This window comes from Burkholderia sp. Bp8998, from assembly GCF_003854235.1.
GTDB lineage: Bacteria > Pseudomonadota > Gammaproteobacteria > Burkholderiales > Burkholderiaceae > Burkholderia.
Window position 1 is genome coordinate 175343 of record NZ_QTQF01000007.1, and the last position, 17962, is coordinate 193304.

Sequence of the window (17962 nt, forward strand, 5' to 3'; positions counted from 1 at the left end):
CCGGCGCACGGCGCTACGGGATTTTAGCGAAATGTAAAGTAACAGGCTTTCCGGGTTCGTCCGGATGTAGAAGAATCTTCTCCCGCCGCGCGTTCGTCATATGAAAACGCCAGCCGTCAGGCTGGCGTCCGATGCAAGCTATGCTCGGTGAGACTCAGACACGCACCTCCGGCGGCACATAGCGGCACTCGTAGCGCTTGCGCACGGTGCCGGCCTCGTCGACGCTTTCCAGGTAGACGTCGAACTGCCAGAGCCGCGCCATGTGCTTGAGCACTTCCTCGCTGTCGTTCGACAGATGGCGGTTGTCGGTCATGAAGTGGCGCAGCGTGAGGCTGCGGTCGCCGCGCGTGTTCACGGCCCACACCTGGATATTCGGCTCGCGGTGATGAATGTCGTACTGCCGCGACAACGCCTGCCGCACGTACTGGTAGCCGGACTCGTCGTGAATGGCCGACACCTCGAGCGAATCGCGCATGTCGTCGTCGAGCACCGAGAACAACCGCATCTCGCGGATCAGGTGCGGCGACAGGTACTGCGCGATGAAGCTCTCGTCCTTGAAGTTGCGCATCGCGTAGTGCATCGCCGGCAGCCACGGAGTGCCCGCGATCTCCGGAAACCACTTGTAGTCCTCTTCAGTCGGCGCTTCGCAGATCCGGCGGATGTCGCTCATCATCGAGAAACCGAGCGCATACGGGTTGATCCCGCTGTAGTACGGCTTCGTGACGGGCGGCTGGTAGACCACGTTGCTGTGCGAATGCAGGAACTGCATCATGAAGCCGTCTTCCAGCTTGCCCTGGTTGTACAGCGTGTTCAGCAGCGTGTAGTGCCAGAACGTCGCCCAGCCTTCGTTCATCACCTGCGTCTGCCGCTGCGGATAGAAGTACTGGCCGATCTTGCGCACGATGCGGATCACTTCGCGCTCCCACGGCTCGAGCAGCGGCGCGTTCTTTTCCGCGAAATACAGCAGGTTTTCCTGCGGTTCCGGCGGATAACGCCCCTCCTGCTCCTCCATCAGCTCGGGCTTCTTGCCCGGCAGCGTGCGCCACAGTTCATTCACCTGCGACTGCAGATACGCCTCGCGCTCGCGCCGCAGCGCGGCCTCCTTCGACAGCGACGGTTTCTGCGGCCGCTTGTAGCGGTCGACGCCGTAGTTCATCAGCGCATGGCACGAGTCGAGCAGCTCCTCGACGCGATCGAGGCCGTAGCGCTCCTCGCATTCCGCGACATAGTTCTTCGCGTACACGAGATAGTCGATGATCGCGTGCGCGTCGGTCCACAGCCGGAACAGGTAGTTGCCCTTGAAGAACGAGTTGTGCCCGTACGCCGCGTGCGCGATGACGAGCGCCTGCATCGTCATCGTGTTCTCTTCCATCAGATACGCGATGCAGGGGTTCGAGTTGATGACGATTTCGTACGCGAGGCCCATCTGGCCGCGGCGATAACTCTTCTCGGTCGACAGGAAATGCTTGCCGAACGACCAGTGGCGATAGTTGACGGGCATCCCGACCGACGCATAGGCATCCATCATCTGCTCGGCGCTGATCAGTTCGAGCTGGATCGGATAGATATCGAGCTCGTATTGCTCGGCGACCTGCGCGATGTGCGTGTCGTATTCCTCGAGCAGTTCGAACGTCCAGTCGGACGGGCACGGCAGCGGCTTGCGTTCGGCAACGTTCATACGCGCTTCCTTCTGCCCGGCACCGGGCAAGTCGGCGGCCGGCGGCGCCGGTTCGGTCCGGCCGCTTTGCTGCGATGCGGCAGGACCGGCCGTGTCGTCGCCGGAAGGGCGCGGCTCGTAGCCGCGCGACTCGTTGTGCAGATGGCGGGTCGTCATGACATTTCCACCTGCTTTTCGAACAATTCGCGAAACACCGGGTAGATGTCGGCAGCCGATTCCACTTTTTTCATCGCGAGATGCGGTTGCGACAACGCCAGTTGCGCGTATTCCAGCCACAGATTCTGCTCTTCCGGCGCGACCTGGATATACGCGAAGTAACGCGTCTTCGTGAGGATATCCTCTTCCAGGATTTTGCGACACTTCGGCGAATCGTCGGTCCAGTTGTCGCCGTCGGACGCCTGCGCGCCGTAGATGTTCCACTCGGTCGGCGAGTAGCGCTCGTTCATCACCTTGCGCATCAGCTCGAGCGCGCTCGACACGACCGTGCCGCCGCTTTCGGTCGAGTGGAAGAAGGTATCTTCGTCGACCTCCTCCGCACGCGTGTGGTGACGAATGAACACCACCTCGATGCGCTCGTAGTTGCGCTTCAGGAACAGGTACAGCAGGATGAAGAAACGCTTCGACAGATCCTTGCGCTGCTCGTCCATCGAGCCCGACACGTCCATCAGGCAGAACATCACGGCCTGACTCGACGGCTGCGGCTGCTTCACGCGGTTGATGTAGCGCAGGTCGAACGGATCGATGAACGGGATCCGCCAGATGCGCCCCTTCAGGTGATGGATCTCGGCCTCGAGCACGGCGATTTCCTCGCGGCGATCGTCGGTGTCGCCCTTCAGCGCCTCGAGCCGCGCCTCGAGCTCGCGCAGCTCGTTGACGAGCGGCGAGCCGAGTGCGATGCGCCGGCCGAGCGCGCTGCGCAGCGAGCGCACGACGTCGATGTTGTTCGGCGTGCCTTCCGCCGACCAGCCCGCGCGCACGTTCTTCCAGCTCGGCACCGTGAGCAGGTGCGTCTTCACGAGGCGCGGCAGTTCGAGATCGTCGAAGAAATACTGCATGAACTCGTCGCGGGACAGTTCGAACACGAAGTCGTCCTGCCCTTCGCCTTCGTTGCTCGCCTGACTGCCGCCTCCGCCCGAGCCGCCCTGCGGACGCGGAATCTTGTCGCCGCGCACGTAGTCCTCGTTGCCCGGGTGCACGTATTCACGACGCCCGCCTGGCCCGTGCCGGAAATTCGGCTCCGCGATGTCCTTGCGGGGAATCGTGATGCTTTGCGTGCTCTGAATATCCTTGATACTACGGTCGCGCACCGCGTCGGACACGGCACGACGAATGTAGTTCTTGACGCGACGCAGAAAGCGTTCGCGGTTGGCGATGCTCTTGTTCTTGCCGGCCAGCCTGCGGTCGATGATTTGATGAAGCACTCCCGGTCTCCCGCTCGAAAGTCGATCTGCCGGGGCACTCGCCGCGCATGCCGTCTGCCGTCATGCGGGCGGCGCCTCTGAAGGCGCCCGTACGGACTCGCCGCACGGGCGCGGTACCGCGCGCGTCATGACGACTTGCGCACGCGCAGGTACCAGTCGCAAAGCAGCCTCACCTGCTTCGGCGTATAGCCCTTCGCGACCATCCGGTTCACAAAGTCCTCATGCTTGCGTTGCTCCTCCGCCGACCCCTTCGCGTTGAACGAAATGACCGGCAACAGTTCCTCGGTATTCGAGAACATCTTCTTCTCGATCACGACGCGCAACTTCTCGTAGCTCGTCCACACGGGGTTCTTCCCGGCGTTGGCCGCCCGCGCGCGCAACACGAAGTTCACGATCTCGTTGCGGAAATCCTTCGGATTGCTGATGCCGGCCGGCTTCTCGATCTTCTCCAGCTCGGCATTCAGCGCGGCGCGGTCGAAGCTCTCGCCCGTGTCGTGGTCGCGGAATTCCTGATCCTGGATCCAGAAGTCCGCATACGTGACGTAGCGGTCGAAGATGTTCTGACCATACTCGGAATACGATTCGAGGTACGCCGTCTGGATCTCCTTGCCGATGAATTCCGCGTAGCGCGACGCGAGCACGTCCTTCACGAAGGACAAGTACTTCTGCTCGGTTTCCGGCGGGAACTGTTCGCGCTCGATCTGCTGTTCGAGCACGTACATCAGGTGCACGGGGTTCGCCGCGACCTCGCTCGAATCGAAGTTGAACACGCGCGACAGGATCTTGAACGCGAAGCGCGTCGATACGCCCGTCATCCCTTCGTCCACGCCCGCGTAGTCGCGATACTCCTGATACGACTTCGCCTTCGGATCGGTGTCCTTCAGGTTCTCGCCGTCGTATACCTGCATCTTCGAGAACAGGCTTGAATTCTCCGGCTCGTGCAGGCGCGACAGCACCGAGAACTGCGACATCATCTTCAGCGTGCCCGGCGCGCACACGGCTTCGGCGAGCGACGAGTTGCGGATCAGCTTCTCGTAGATCTTGACCTCTTCCGACACGCGCAGGCAGTACGGCACCTTCACGACGAAGATCCGGTCGAGCAGTGCCTCGTTGTTGCGGTTGTTGCGGAATGCCTTCCACTCAGACTCGTTCGAGTGCGCGAGGATCACCCCGTCGAACGGAATCGCGCCGAATCCTTCGGTGCCCTTGAAGTTGCCTTCCTGCGTCGCGGTCAGCAGCGGGTGCAGCACCTTGATCGGCGCCTTGAACATTTCGACGAATTCGAGCAGCCCCTGGTTCGCCAGGCACAGGCCGCCCGAGTAGCTGTACGCATCGGCATCGTCCTGCGCGTACTGTTCGAGCTTGCGAATGTCGACCTTGCCGACGAGCGAGGAAATATCCTGGTTGTTCTCGTCACCAGGCTCCGTCTTCGCGATGCCGATCTGCCGGAGGATCGACGGATAGCGGCGCACCACGCGGAACTGGCGGATGTCGCCGTTGTATTCGTGCAGGCGCTTGACGGCCCACGGACTCAGGATGTTCTTCAGGTAACGGCGCGGAATGCCGTATTGCTCTTCGAGGATCGGGCCGTCTTCGTCGTAGTCGAACAGCCCGAGCGGCGATTCGTTGACGGGCGAACCCTTCAGCGAATAGAACGGCACGCGCTCCATCAGTTGCTTCAGGCGCTCGGCGATCGACGACTTGCCGCCACCGACCGGACCGAGCAGGTAGAGGATCTGCTTCTTCTCCTCGAGCCCTTGCGCGGCGTGGCGGAAGTATGCGACCACCTGCTCGATCACTTCCTCCATGCCGTAGAACTCGCGGAACGCCGGATAGACCTTGATAACCTTGTTCGCGAAGATCCGCGACAGGCGCGGGTCGATGCGGGTATCGATTTGTTCAGGTTCCCCGATTGCAGCCAGCATGCGTTCGCCTGCCGTGGCGTACGCTGACGGATCGTTCTTGCAGAGCGCGAGGTACTCCTCCAGCGAGAACTCTTCCTCTCGCGTCTTTTCGAAGCGGTTCGCGAAGCTGCTGTAAATATCCATGCTACCTCCCTCGCCTGAGTCTGAAGACGTGCTTGCCTTCTATGACTGCGCAGAAGCAAGCGCGTTCGAATTCATCCTAAACCCTTTCTTATTTTTTTTCACGAACTCTTCGTATGAAGTTCGTCATTCTCGACAACACCGGTTGGACAACGCATTTCGACGCTTTACAATCAATCTCCCGTGTCGCAGAAACTGCATCCGTCACGTCTCGTCGAGCATCGGAACGTCTCGTGTGTTGGACACCCCCGTCGTCGTCGCTGCGCCCTTCACCCTCCCCTTCATCCCTAGACGTTCGAGCGGACGTTTACGACGACACGCGTCGTGCGCCGTTACAAATTTTTTTCGCATCGTCCGGAGATACCCGTAGCGCGGATGCGCACATGCAACGCGCGGCGATGCACGGACGTTCACGTGCGCCGTCACATTCCGTCGGTCGCCGAAACGACGACGCCCGCATGTCGCGGGCGTCGTGTGCTACCAAATGGGGATAGATGCGCGGCGCGCGCGAATCAGAACGTCTCCCAGTCGTCGGCGCCGGCAGCCACCGGCGCAGGTGCGGCGGACGCGGCCGCCGGCTTGCGCGCCGGCGCGACGCGTTTCGGCGCTGCGTCGCGATCGTCGCGTGCGACGGTCGGTGCGGGCGACGAAACCGGCACCGCGGCCGGTGCGGGCACCGTGCGCGGCGCCTGACGTGCGGCGGCGGCCGGGTGCGCCGCGTCGTCGTCGATCCGGAACACCGACGCCGTCTCGCGCAGGCGCGTGGCCTGTTCGTCGAGCGATTGCGCGGCCGCCGCCGCTTCCTCGACGAGCGCGGCGTTCTGCTGCGTGACCTCGTCCATCTGCGCGACCGCGCGCGCGACCTGGTCGATGCCGCCGCTCTGTTCCTCGGACGCCGCCGCGATCTCGCCCATGATGTCCGTCACGCGCTGCACCGCACCGATCACGTCGCTCATCGTGCGGCCGGCTTCGTCGACCAGCGTCGACCCCGTCCGGATGCGCTCCACCGACGCGTCGATCAGCATCTTGATTTCCTTGGCCGCGCTCGACGAACGCTGCGCGAGGCTGCGCACCTCGCCCGCGACGACCGCGAAGCCGCGGCCTTCCTCGCCGGCACGCGCGGCTTCGACGGCTGCGTTCAGTGCCAGGATGTTGGTCTGGAACGCGATTCCCTCGATGATTGCGATGATGTCCGCGATCTTCGCGGAGCTGTCGTTGATCTCGCCCATCGTGCCGACCACCTGGCCGACCACCGTATTGCCCTTGTTTGCAATCTCCGACGCGTTCGCGGCCAGTGAGCTTGCTTGCCGCGCATTGTCCGCGTTCTGCTTCACGGTGCCGGTCAGTTGCTCCATGCTCGATGCGGTCTCCTGCAGCGCGGATGCCTGCTCTTCCGTACGCGACGACAGGTCGATGTTGCCGGCGGCGATCTGCCGGGCCGCGGTCGCGATCGACTCGCTGCCGCCGCGCACGGTGCGCACCGTGTCGACCAGCCCGCGCTGCATCTTCGCGAGACCGTCGAGAAGCTGGCCCATTTCGTCGCGCCGATGCACCACGATCGAGCGGCGCAGGTCGCCCGCGGCGATCGCGTCGAAATGCGCGAGCGCGTCCGCGAGCGGACGGCCGATCGCACGGCTGAGCGTCAGCCACGACAGCACCGCGGCGACGAAACCGGCCGCCAGCGCAACGATCGACACCACGCGCAGCGTTTCATACACCGATTCCGCGCGGTCGAAGCCCGCCTGTGCGTCGGTGAACTGAAAATTGCGCAGCGCTTCGCTTGCGGTCGAGAGATCGCTGTAAAGCACCTGCAGCTGCTTGGCGCCCTCGCCGATCCGGTCGTGGTCGCCGGTCCCGACGATGCTCCCGAACGCGTCGCAACTGCGCTGCAGCGCCTGCCGCTTCGCGGCGACGTCCTGCGCGATCCGGTCCTCCTCCGGGCCGCGCGGCAGCGCAAGGTACTTTTGCCACCACGCGTCGGACTGCGTGCGCATCGCGCGGCTGCGCTCCACCGCGGCCGCGGCGTCGGGCGTGCCGGCCAGCAGTGCGGCGCGATCGAGCGCGAGGCGCTCGCGTGCCGAGTACATCTCCGCCACGGCCACGTCGACCGCGCTCGGCATCTGGTTCGTGAAAATCTCGCGCGTCGCGTCGTTCGTGCGCGTCATTCCGTACACACCGAGTACACCGATCACCCCCAGCAGTACCGCGAGAAACGCCATCGTCAAACCGATGCGCGCACGTATCGTCAGGTTTCCGATCACCATCATTCTTCCTGTGTTGCGTCGTCATGGACGGGCCCGGCCCGTTTTTCGAAACAGTGTTTCGCTCCGATGCATTTACGACCGTCCGTCGCACAACTTGATGGTATTGACAGCAATTTTCCCCGCAATCCATCTGCTTATTACATATTTCGGAATAATGGATGCGAAGCTTGCGACCCGTGACATGAAATGACGGGACGCAGGTCGGATTCCGGAAAATAGGGGAAGGATAGCCGGCCGCCTGCTGCCGCAGGCGCCGGCTGCGATGCGCGATCGAGCCCTATTCGGCCAGTTCGGCGAGGGTGGGAATCGACGGCTGCGCGCCTGCGCGCGTGACCGACAGCGCCGCCGCGCGTTGTGCGAAGCGGATGGCCGAGTCGACGTCCTCGCCGGCCGCGAGCCGCGCGGCGAAACCGCCGATGAAGGTATCGCCGGCCGCGGTCGTGTCGACCGCCTTGACGACGGGTGCCGGATAGTGGCGCGCCACGCCGTCGGCCGTCAGCGCGAACACGCCGCGTGCACCGAGCGTGATCAGCACATTGCGTGCGCCGGCCGCCTGCAACGCACGCGCCGCGGCTTCCGCCTCGGCCGGATTGCGCACCGGCAGCCCGGTCAGCGCGGCCGCCTCGACTTCGTTCGGGATCAGGTAATCGACCAGCGGCAGCCAGCCGTCGGGCAGCGGCGCGACGGCCGGCGCCGGATTGAGCACCACGGTACGGCCGAGCCGCCGCCCGGCCGACAGCGCCGCGAACACGGCGTCCGGTGGCGTCTCGAGCTGGCAGATCAGCACGTCGGTCGCGGCCAGCGCCGCGTTGTGCCGCGCCACCGTGTCGGTCGTGACCTCGCCGTTGCCGCCCGCGACGATCACGATCGTGTTCTGGCTGGCGTCGTCGACGACGATCAATGCAACGCCGGTCGACGCCGTTGCGCTCGTCGCGAGCCGCGAGCAGTCGATGCCTTCGGTCTCGAGGCCGGCCCGCAGCGCGGTGCCGTGCGCATCCGCGCCGACGCAACCGATCATCGCAACCTGCGCGCCGAGCCGCGCGGCCGCGACGGCCTGGTTGCCGCCCTTGCCGCCCGCGGCCTGCGCGTAGGCGTGACCAGCGAGCGTTTCGCCCGGCAACGGCAGCCGCGGCGCCCGCACGACGAGATCCATGTTGAGGCTGCCGACCACCGTCACGCGGCCGGCGCCTGCCGCACGCGCCGTCATGGACGACCGCCGGGCGCAGCCGGTTCGCGGTAGACCGCCGTCGATTCGCGCAGCACGAGGCGTGGCGACACGACGCGACGGCGGCTCGGCGCAGCCGTCGAGCCGCCGCCGATTCGCTCGATCAGCGTCTGCGCGGCCATTTCGCCGAGCGCGCGCACCGACTGGCCGACCGTCGACAGCGCCGGGTACGTGTAGCGAGAGAATTCGATATCGTCGAAGCCGATGATCGAGCAGTCGTCCGGCACGCGCATCCCGCGCTCGGCCGCCGCGCGCAGCGCGCCGACGCCCATCAGGTCGTTGCCCGCGAAAATCGCGCTGGGGCGCACCGACTCGAACAGCCGCGATGCCGCGTGATAGCCGCCGAGGCACGAAAAATCGCTTTCCGCGATCGCGCCCGGCACGATGTCGATTCCGCGCTCGGCCATCGCGCGGATGAAGCCGTGCACGCGCATCGCGCTGACGGCCGTGTCGGTCGGCCCGGTGATGCAGCCGATCTTCGCGTGCCCGAGTTCGAGCAGGTGACGCGTCGCCAGGTAGGCGCCGCGTTCGTGGTCGATCTGCACGAGGTCGGCCGCGAGCCCCTCGATGTTGCGGTCGACGACGACGAGCGGCGCATGCGCGTCCGCGAGCGTCTGCGCGAGCACCGCGTCCTCGCCGGCCGACGCGACGATCAGCCCGTCGATGCGCTTTTCCTGCAGCACGCGCAGGTAGTTGCGCTGTTTCACGGGATCGTCGTCCGAATTGCAGAAGAACACGCAATAGCCGTTCGCCGCGCACTGGTCCTCGATGCCGCGCGCCAGCTCCGCGAAGTACGGATTCGTGCTGTTCGGCACGACGAGGCCGATGGTCGCCGTCGAGCGCGCCTTCAGCGAGCGCGCCACCGCCGACGGCACGTAGTTCAGCTCGCGGATCGCCCCCTCGACCTTCGCACGCACATCCGCGGACACCGGCCGCGAATTGTTCACCACGTGCGAGACGGTCGTAAACGACACGCCCGCCATGGCCGCCACATCCTTGATCGTCGCCATTTCCCGTTTCTCTCTGGTCTGCTTTCTGTGTAGTTCTACCGGGCGCGCGCGCGCCGGCTGCGATACGTGTCGAGCACGACCGCCACCACGATCACCGCCCCGGTGATGATCCGTTTGGTCGGCTCGTTCGCGCCGATCTGCGCCAGCCCCGCGGCCAGCACGGAGATGATCAACACGCCGAAGAACGTGCTGATCACCGAGCCGCGCCCGCCCATCAGGCTCGTGCCGCCGATCACGACGGCTGCGATCACCTGCAGTTCGAGGCCCACGCCCGCGTTCGGGTCGGCGGCCTCGAGCCGCGAGATCTGGAACAGCGACGCGAGCCCCGCGAGCGCGCCCATCAATGCGAATACGAGGATTTTATACGGCCGCGGGTTAACCCCGGCAAGCCGGACGGCCTCTTCGTTCGTGCCGATTCCGACAAGATAACGCCCGAACACGGTGCGCGTGAGCACGAACTGTGCCGCGATCATTACCGCGACCGCGATCAGGAACGCCGGCGAGATGCCGAGCGCGATCGGGTTCGACAGGAAATCGAACGCGTCGCCGATGTAGGCCGTACGCGAATTCGTCAGTTGGTATGCGACGCCACGCGCGGCCTCGAGCACGCCGAGCGACACGATGAACGACGGAATCCGCCAGGCGACCGTGATCGCGCCCGTCAGCGAGCCGGTCACGGTCGCGACCGCGATCCCGATCAGCGCGGCCGGCAGGGGCCCCCACTGCCATTTCAGCGCGGCCACGCTGACCATCGACGCGGCCAGCGCGAGCACCGAGCCGACCGACAGGTCGATGCCGGCGATGATCAGCACGAAGGTCATCCCGACCGACATCACGACGAGATCGGGGATCTGGTTCGCGATCGTACTGAAGGTATCGTAAGTCAGGAAATGCGAGCTCAGCGTCGAGAACAGCGCGATCATCGCGGCGAGCGCGCCGGCAAGCCCGAGATAGTTCGACACGCCGAGCCGCGTGCCGGACAGCGTGCGCGCGCGGCGCCCCGTCACGTCCTGCTGCGCGCCTGCGTCGCTCGGGGATACGGGAGGCTGGGTCATTGTCGTCGTCCTGTCGTCGAAGTGCCGGAAGCGGTGCGCGGCGCCGCTCCCGCATCCGGATGCCGCGCACCGTCCGGCAGCGCGTCGCGGCCGAAGCCGGCGAACGCCGCGGCCAGCAGCGCATCCTGGGTCCAGTTGCCGCGTTCGAACACGGCGGTCATGCGGCCGGCCGACATCACGCCGATCCGGTCGCAGATCAGCATCAGCTCGCGCAGGTCGCTCGAGACGACCACCAGCGCACGGCCCTCGCGCGCGAGGGCGCCCATCAGCGTGTAGATCTCGAATTTGGCGCCGACATCGATCCCGCGGGTCGGCTCGTCGAACAGCAACACGCCCATGTCGCGCGCGAGCCAGCGGCCGATCACGACCTTCTGCTGGTTGCCGCCCGACAGTTCGCCGACCGCCTGCGCGGTGCCGTGCGTGCGGATCCGCAACGCGTCGATCTGCCGTTCGGCGAGCGCCGTCTCGCGCGTCGTGTCGACGATGCCGCCGCGCGCGAGCCGGTCGAGCTGGCCGAGCGATACGTTCGACGTGACCGACTGCGACAGCAGCAGCCCTTCGCCCTTGCGGTCCTCGGTGATCAGCGCGATGCCGTGCTTCACCGCGTCGACGGGCGATCCGATGCGCGCCGGCTTCAGCGGATCGCCGACCGCGATCATCCCGGCGTCCGGCGTGTCCGCGCCGTAGATCAGCCGCAGCAGTTCGGTGCGCCCTGCACCGATCAGCCCCGAGATGCCGAAGATTTCGCCCGAGCGCACTTCGAGCGACACGTCCTGCACGGCCGTGCCGCGCGTCATGCCCGACACGACGAGTCGCGGCGCGCCGATATGGCGAGCGCCGAGATCGATATGCTCGCCGACCTCGCGCCCGACCATCAGCGTGACGAGCCCGTCGGACGTTGTCGCGACCATGTCGCCGACGTGCACGAGCCGGCCGTCGCGCAGCACCGCGACACGCTCGGCGACGCGCGCGAGCTCCTCGAGCCGGTGCGAGATGTAGACGATCGCCACGCCGCGGGCCTTCAGCCGGTCGATCTGCTCGAACAGCAGCTCGACCTCGCGCGCGGTCAGCATCGCGGTCGGCTCGTCGAGGATCAGCACACGACAGTCGCCGATCAGGTTGCGCGCGATCTCGACCATCTGCTGGTGGCCGATGCCGAGCGCGCCGACCGGCGTATCGGGGTCGACCGCGTCGAGCCCGACCTGCGCCATCGCCGCACGCGCATCGTCGCGCAGGCATGCGCGATCGATGATGCCGAAGCGGCGCGGCAGACGGTTCAGGAACAGGTTTTCGGCGACCGTCAGCGTCGGCAGCAGGCTCAGCTCCTGCATCACCATGCGCACGCCGAGCGCCTCGGCCTGCGTGCGGCTCGCCGGCGCATAGGCCTGGCCGCCGAGCTGCATCGTGCCGGTCGTCGGGTCGACGAGCCCGCCGATGATCTTCGACAGCGTGCTCTTTCCGGCGCCGTTCTCGCCCGTCAGCGCGAGCGCCTCACCCGGCGCGAGCGCCAGCGTGACGTCGGCGAGTACCGGTTCGACATAGGTCTTGCCCACGCCGGAGACGGACAGCACGGGAACGGCTGAACGGGAGGGTTGGAAGGTCGGTTCCATCGCGATCCTGGTTGCGGCCGCGCGCACGCGGCGCGCGGGTATGACGCTCACAAGTGCATGCACTGGCCGTGATCGCGCTCACTCCGTATAACGGCCACCGGCCCGGATTCTTGAGCGCGGCGGCCGTGACGGGGTGGCGTTACTTCGTCACGAGATCCACGGGCGTCTCGACCACGCCGGACATGTCGGCCTGCTTGCGATGCTCGGCGATCGCCTTGAGCGCCGTGTCGATGCCGAATACCGCCTGCTTCGCCGCGTACTGGTCGGCGGTCGCGAGCACGCGGCCGTCCTTCAGCATCGGCTTGATCGCGTTGATGTTGTCGTAGCCGACCACGAACACCTTGCCCTGCTTGCCCGCCGCCCGCACGGCCGACACGGCGCCGATCGCCATGTTGTCGTTGCCGCACAGCAGCGCCCGCAGGCTCGGGTATTCATTCAGCATCGCGGACGCGACCGCATTGCCCTTGTCGATCTCCCATTCGCCCGACTGCACCGACACGACCTTCATCCCGCCCGCCTTCATCGCATCCTGGAAGCCGGCCGTGCGCTGCTGCGCATTGGTCGTCGTCGACACGCCTTCGAGGATGCCGACCTGGTCGCCCGCCTTCAGCCGCTTCGCGAGGTAGTCGCCGATCTTGCGCGCGCCCTTGCGGTTGTCGGGGCCGACGAACGGCACGTTCAGGTTCTTCGACTTCAGCACGTCCGGGTCGAGCCGATTGTCGATGTTCACGACGACGATGCCCGCGTCGACCGCCTTCTTCACGACCGGCACGAGCGCCTTCGAATCAGCCGGCGCGAGCACGATCGCATCGACCTTCGATACGATCATCTGCTCGACGATGCGAATCTGGTTCGCGGTGTCGGTCTCGTCCTTGATACCATTCGTGATCAGGTCGAACTGGCTGGCGTTGTGCTTCTGGTATTCCTTCGCGCCGTTTTCCATCGTCAGGAAGAACTCGTTGGCGAGCGACTTCATCACGAGCGCGACCTTCGGCTTGGCCGTGGATTGCGCGTGGACGGCCGGTGCGGCAGCGACCGCGACGACGGCAAGCGCGGCGGTCAGGAAGCGACGGCGAAAGAGGACATTCATACACATCTCCTGGCGGCTGGCCCGACGGGCCGGATTATTGTTTGACTGTTGTTTTAATGCGAGCAAACGTTTGCGCTACACTACCCGGACATTGGCCATCGATGCTGCTTGTCGGTACCACGGGATGGAAGCGAGGCAGACGGCCGACTGCCTGGCGCGTGCTGTCGTCGACGCGCCCTCGCCGACGGGACGCCGGCGAAGTGCAGCTATGCTGTACCGTTTCGGTTCGACGCGCAACCCGTCTGATCAATATTTAAGGGTTTATTCGGAGCGCGCGGTTGCACGTGCCGATTGCCGCGCGTGACACCGGCCACGCGCCAGCGCCAGCTCAGTTTGCCGACCGGCGCCCCGGCGCGTTAAGTCATACAGATGGCGCGTTCGACGAGGTCGAACCGAGCATTCGCATGCGCCGTCTTGTTTTTCTGTTGCCCGGCGAATGCATGACGGGCGCCGCTCGCGGCAACCCGGATTGTCAGCGACGACGTCGATCGAAGGATCGAAAGTTCGAAGAGCCGGCACGCCACGACATGGCGCACACAAAACCGGCGTCATGACGGCCCCATGCAACGCGTCCGGCGGGCGCTTGCCGCGCCGCCGGCACATCGCCCGGCCGTCAGACCGCTTCGCGCAGCAGTCCGGCGATTTCCGCTTCGGTGAGGTGCGGCGCGAACATCTCGATCAGCCGGTACGCATACGCGCGCAGGAACGCGCCCTTGCGCAACCCGACGCGCGTCGTGCTCGCCTCGAACAGGTGCTGCGTGTCGAGGGCGACGAGCCCGGTATCGCGCTGCGGATCGAAGGCCATCGCCGCGACGACGCCGATCCCCATCCCGAGCTCGACGTAGGTCTTGATCACGTCCGCGTCGATCGCGGTCAGCACCACGTCGGGCACGGCGCCGGCCTGCGTGAATGCCTGGTCGATGTGCGAGCGGCCCGTGAAGTCCTGGTCGTACGTGATGATCGGATACTCGGCGATCTCGTCGAGCGTCAGGTTCTCGCGGCCGACGAGCGGATGCCCCTTCGGCACGACGACCGTGTGGTGCCACGAATAGCACGGGAACGTGACGATGTCCGGATAGCGATCGAGCGCCTCGGTCGAGATGCCGAGGTCGGCTTCGCCGTTCAGGATCATCTGCGCGATCTGCTGCGGGCTGCCCTGGCGCAGCGCGAGATGCACCTTCGGGAACACGTCGGTGAACTGGCGGATCACCTTCGGCAGCGCATAGCGCGCCTGCGTGTGCGTCGTCGCGACGACGAGGTGGCCGCTGTCCTGGTCCGCGAACTGGCGTGCGACGCGGCGCAGGTTTTCGGCGTCGAGCAGCATCCGCTCGATCAGCTGGTGCACGGCCTTGCCGGGCTCCGTGAGCCCCGTGAGCCGCTTGCCGCGGCGGATGAAGATGTCGACACCCAGTTCATCCTCGAGATCCTTGATCTGCTTCGACACGCCCGACTGCGACGTGTACAGCACGTTCGCGACTTCCGTCAGGTTCATGTTCTGGCGCACGGCTTCGCGCACGAAGCGCAATTGCTGAAAATTCATGGGTATGCCTCTTAGGCTGTCGTTGTTCGAATGTCGATCCGGAGCGGTAGCCGCCCTCTTCTCTTTGCCGGGTTCAGGCGTCAGTGTGCGGGAAATACGCGCACCGCGCGCGGCACGGCCGTCGCGCCATCGCCGACCTGCAGCGCGAGCGCACGCCATGCGTCGCGATCGAGTTCCGCTTCGAGTGCGCCGCCGGTACGCGCCTCGAGTTCGACCCGCACCGAGCCGCCGAGCGGGATCACGCGGCGCACGTCGACCGCGATGCCGTCGCGATGGCCGTCGCCGCACGGCCACAGCTGCAGGTCGTGCGGCCGCACGTACGCGTTCGCGGGGCCCGCGAAATCGGCGTCGACCGCGATCGGCGCAGCCGCCCCCTCGGCGACGAAGCCGCGCCCGACGACCGTGCCCGGCAGCCGGTTCGCCGCGCCGAGGAACTCGTAGACGAACGCGCTCTGCGGATGATCGTAGACGTCCTGCGGGCTGCCGACCTGCTCCACGTGACCGCGGTTCAGCACGACGATCCGGTCGGCCACTTCCAGCGCCTCCTCCTGGTCGTGCGTGACGAAGATCGTCGAGATGTGCAGGTCGTCGTGCAGGCGCCGCAGCCAGCCGCGCAGCTCCTTGCGCACCTTCGCGTCGAGCGCGCCGAACGGCTCGTCGAGCAGCAGCACCTTCGGCTCGACCGCGAGCGCGCGGGCCAGCGCGATCCGCTGGCGCTGGCCGCCCGACAGCTCGGACGGGTAGCGCTGCGCGAGCCAGTCGAGCTGCACGAGCTTCAGCAGCTCGTGCACCTTGTCGCGGATCACGGCTTCCGACGGCCGCTCGCGGCGCGGCTTCACGCGCAACCCGAACGCGACGTTCTCGAACACGGTCATATGGCGGAACAGCGCGTAATGCTGGAACACGAAGCCGACCTGGCGATCGCGCGCGCCGACCGACGCGACGTCGAGCCCCTGCAGCACGACCTGTCCGGCGTCCGCGTGCTCGAGGCCCGCGATCACGCGCAGCAGCGTGGTCTTGCCGCAGCCGGACGGCCCGAGCAGCGCGACGAGCTCGCCCGGCGGGAAGTCGAGCGACACGTTGTCGAGGGCGGTGAAATCGCCGAAGCGCTTCTGAAGGTGACGGACGGTGATACCCATTCTGGTTGCCTCTTTACGATTTCGACGAAATGGCGGCGACGGGGCCGGCATGAGCGGGAACGTCATCGCGTGCGCCGGCCAGTTCGGCGGCGAGGTGACGCTCGGCGAGCAGCTTCAGCGCGAGCGTGACGAGCGCGAGCAGCGCCAGCACCGACGCCACCGCGAACGCCGCCGCGAAGTTGTATTCGTTGTACAGGATCTCGACGTGCAGCGGCATCGTGTCGGTCACGCCGCGGATGTGGCCGGACACGACCGACACCGCACCGAATTCGCCCATCGCACGCGCATTGCACAGGATCACGCCGTACAGCAGGCCCCACCTCACGTTCGGCAGCGTCACGCGCCGGAAGATCTGCCAGCCCGATGCGCCCAGCACGCGCGCGGCCTCTTCCTCGTCGGTGCCCTGCGCCTGCATCAGCGGGATCAGTTCGCGCGCGACGAACGGGAACGTGACGAAGATCGTCGCGAGCACGATGCCCGGCACCGCGAAGATGATCTGCACGTCGTGGTCCTGCAGCCACGGACCGAGCCAGCCCTGCGCGCCGAACAGCAGCACGTAGACGAGACCCGAGATCACCGGCGACACGGAGAACGGCAGGTCGATCAGCGTGGTCAGCAACGCCTTGCCGCGGAATTCGAATTTCGCGATCGCCCACGATGCGCACACGCCGAACACGAGGTTCAGCGGCACCGCGATCACGGCGACGGTCAGTGTCAGCTTGATCGCCGACCATGCGTCGGGATCGGCGAGCGACTCGAGATAGAAGCCGACGCCCTTGCGCAGCGCCTCGAAGAACACCGCGGCGAGCGGCACGACGAGGAAGAACGCGAGGAACGCCAGCGCAACGCCGATCAGCAACCAGCGCACGGCGCGCGGCTCGCTGACGGGGTCGAGCTGTTTCGCGGCGCGCGCGCGCGCGGCGGACGGGTTGTTCGGCACGGCACTGGACTCCTGGCTCATTGCTGGCCTCCTGCCGCGGCGACAACGGTGACAGTCGCGGGCGCCGGGCCGCTCGCGCCCTTGCTCGTCCTGCGCTGCAGATACCACTGCAGCGTGTTGATGAACAGCAGCATCAGGAACGACACGACCAGCATCACGACGGCCAGCGCGGTCGCACCCGCGTAGTCGTATTGCTCCAGCTTCGTGATGATCAGCAGCGACGTGATCTCGGACTTCATCGGCACGTTGCCGGCAATGAAGATCACCGACCCGTACTCGCCGAGCGCGCGCGCGAACGCCAGCGCGAAGCCGGTGAGCAGCGCCGGCAGCACGGCCGGCAGCACGACGCGGCGGAACGTCAGCCAGCGCGTTGCGCCGAGGCACGCGGCGGCCTCTTCCTGCTCGCGCTCGAAATCCTCGAGCACCGGCTGCACGGTGCGCACGACGAACGGCAGCCCGATGAAGGTCAGCGCCACCAGTACGCCGGCCGGCGTGAACGCGATCTTGATGCCGAACGGCGCGAGATACTGGCCGACCCAGCCGTTGGTTGCATAGACGGCCGCGAGCGAGATGCCGGCGACCGACGTCGGCAGCGCGAACGGCAGGTCGACGATCGCGTCCACGAGGCGCTTGAACGGAAACGTATAACGCACCAGCACCCACGCGACGAGAAAGCCGAACACGGCGTTGATCAATGCACCGCCGAGCGCGGCGGAGAACGTCAGCCGGTACGACGCGAGTACGCGCGGCGACGCGACGGCGGTGACGAACTGGTCCCACGACAGCGTCGCGGTCTTCAGGAACGTGGCGGCGAGCGGGATCAGCACCACGAGGCTCAAATAGGCCACCGTGATGCCGAGCGTCACGCCGAAACCGGGCAGCGCGCTCGGCTTGCGAAAGGTGTACGTCGTCATCGGATGCTCTTGCTGGGTCGTTGCTGCTCAC

The 17962-nt window shown here is 66.1% G+C and carries 13 protein-coding genes; all 13 read right to left on the reverse strand.

Going from position 1 to position 17962, the window contains the following annotated elements; translation table 11 throughout:
* Nucleotides 1–154: 154 nt before the first annotated feature.
* The 13 genes from DIE06_RS10665 to cysT all read right to left on the reverse strand — a co-directional run bounded on the left by DIE06_RS10665 (nt 155) and on the right by cysT (nt 17931).
* Entirely contained in the window at nt 155–1834 is a 1680-nt protein-coding gene (locus tag DIE06_RS10665) for a SpoVR family protein (protein WP_124661390.1), read from the reverse strand.
* A complete protein-coding gene (locus DIE06_RS10670) occupies nt 1831–3099 on the reverse strand; it encodes a YeaH/YhbH family protein (RefSeq protein WP_124661391.1) in 1269 nt (422 codons plus the stop codon). Before DIE06_RS10670 ends, DIE06_RS10665 begins: the two co-directional genes overlap by 4 nt.
* Before the next feature lie 125 nt (nt 3100–3224).
* Nucleotides 3225–5147: a PrkA family serine protein kinase gene (locus tag DIE06_RS10675; RefSeq protein WP_057924430.1), complete on the reverse strand. Its 1923-nt coding sequence runs from the start codon at nt 5145–5147 to the stop codon at nt 3225–3227.
* A 509-nt stretch (nt 5148–5656) separates the two neighbouring features.
* Nucleotides 5657–7408: a methyl-accepting chemotaxis protein gene (locus DIE06_RS10685; protein ID WP_124661428.1), complete on the reverse strand. Its 1752-nt coding sequence runs from the start codon at nt 7406–7408 to the stop codon at nt 5657–5659.
* Between the two features lie 277 nt (nt 7409–7685).
* The gene (rbsK, locus tag DIE06_RS10690) at nt 7686–8615 is read right to left on the reverse strand and encodes a ribokinase (RefSeq protein ID WP_124661392.1); all 930 of its coding nucleotides are present in this window, start codon (nt 8613–8615) and stop codon (nt 7686–7688) included.
* The gene (locus DIE06_RS10695; protein ID WP_124661393.1) at nt 8612–9643 is read right to left on the reverse strand and encodes a LacI family DNA-binding transcriptional regulator; all 1032 of its coding nucleotides are present in this window, start codon (nt 9641–9643) and stop codon (nt 8612–8614) included. The genes rbsK and DIE06_RS10695 overlap by 4 nt, the downstream gene beginning before the upstream one ends.
* A 35-nt stretch (nt 9644–9678) precedes the next feature.
* Complete coding sequence (locus DIE06_RS10700) at nt 9679–10698, reverse strand: ABC transporter permease (protein WP_124661394.1); 1020 nt, start codon at nt 10696–10698, stop codon at nt 9679–9681.
* Nucleotides 10695–12308 (reverse strand): sugar ABC transporter ATP-binding protein, encoded by a 1614-nt coding sequence (locus DIE06_RS10705; protein WP_124661395.1) that lies wholly within the window; start codon nt 12306–12308, stop codon nt 10695–10697. The genes DIE06_RS10700 and DIE06_RS10705 overlap by 4 nt, the downstream gene beginning before the upstream one ends.
* 139 nt (nt 12309–12447) lie before the next feature.
* Entirely contained in the window at nt 12448–13398 is a 951-nt protein-coding gene (locus DIE06_RS10710; protein WP_124661396.1) for a sugar ABC transporter substrate-binding protein, read from the reverse strand.
* Between the two features lie 613 nt (nt 13399–14011).
* Nucleotides 14012–14938, reverse strand: a complete 927-nt coding sequence (locus tag DIE06_RS10715; RefSeq protein ID WP_124661397.1) for a CysB family HTH-type transcriptional regulator — start codon at nt 14936–14938, stop codon at nt 14012–14014.
* A gap of 80 nt (nt 14939–15018) precedes the next feature.
* Nucleotides 15019–16077, reverse strand: coding sequence for a sulfate/molybdate ABC transporter ATP-binding protein (locus DIE06_RS10720; RefSeq protein ID WP_124661398.1), 1059 nt, complete (start codon nt 16075–16077; stop codon nt 15019–15021).
* Between the two features lie 13 nt (nt 16078–16090).
* Complete coding sequence (gene cysW / locus DIE06_RS10725) at nt 16091–17038, reverse strand: sulfate ABC transporter permease subunit CysW (protein WP_124661399.1); 948 nt, start codon at nt 17036–17038, stop codon at nt 16091–16093.
* Nucleotides 17035–17931, reverse strand: a complete 897-nt coding sequence (gene cysT, locus DIE06_RS10730) for a sulfate ABC transporter permease subunit CysT (protein ID WP_124661400.1) — start codon at nt 17929–17931, stop codon at nt 17035–17037. The genes cysW and cysT overlap by 4 nt, the downstream gene beginning before the upstream one ends.
* Between the last annotated feature and the right edge of the window lie 31 nt (nt 17932–17962).

Excerpts from the sequence above, each read along its gene's own strand:
- DIE06_RS10665 (WP_124661390.1), bottom strand. The coding sequence starts at position 1,834 with ATGACGACCCGCCATCTGCACAACGAGTCGCGCGGCTACGAGCCGCGC.
- DIE06_RS10675 (WP_057924430.1), bottom strand. The coding sequence starts at position 5,147 with ATGGATATTTACAGCAGCTTCGCGAACCGCTTCGAAAAGACGCGAGAG.
- DIE06_RS10685 (WP_124661428.1), bottom strand. The coding sequence starts at position 7,408 with ATGGTGATCGGAAACCTGACGATACGTGCGCGCATCGGTTTGACGATG.
- rbsK (WP_124661392.1), bottom strand. The coding sequence starts at position 8,615 with ATGACGGCGCGTGCGGCAGGCGCCGGCCGCGTGACGGTGGTCGGCAGC.
- DIE06_RS10695 (WP_124661393.1), bottom strand. The coding sequence starts at position 9,643 with ATGGCGACGATCAAGGATGTGGCGGCCATGGCGGGCGTGTCGTTTACG.
- DIE06_RS10700 (WP_124661394.1), bottom strand. The coding sequence starts at position 10,698 with ATGACCCAGCCTCCCGTATCCCCGAGCGACGCAGGCGCGCAGCAGGAC.
- DIE06_RS10705 (WP_124661395.1), bottom strand. The coding sequence starts at position 12,308 with ATGGAACCGACCTTCCAACCCTCCCGTTCAGCCGTTCCCGTGCTGTCC.
- DIE06_RS10710 (WP_124661396.1), bottom strand. The coding sequence starts at position 13,398 with ATGAATGTCCTCTTTCGCCGTCGCTTCCTGACCGCCGCGCTTGCCGTC.
- DIE06_RS10715 (WP_124661397.1), bottom strand. The coding sequence starts at position 14,938 with ATGAATTTTCAGCAATTGCGCTTCGTGCGCGAAGCCGTGCGCCAGAAC.
- DIE06_RS10720 (WP_124661398.1), bottom strand. The coding sequence starts at position 16,077 with ATGGGTATCACCGTCCGTCACCTTCAGAAGCGCTTCGGCGATTTCACC.
- cysW (WP_124661399.1), bottom strand. The coding sequence starts at position 17,038 with ATGAGCCAGGAGTCCAGTGCCGTGCCGAACAACCCGTCCGCCGCGCGC.
- cysT (WP_124661400.1), bottom strand. The coding sequence starts at position 17,931 with ATGACGACGTACACCTTTCGCAAGCCGAGCGCGCTGCCCGGTTTCGGC.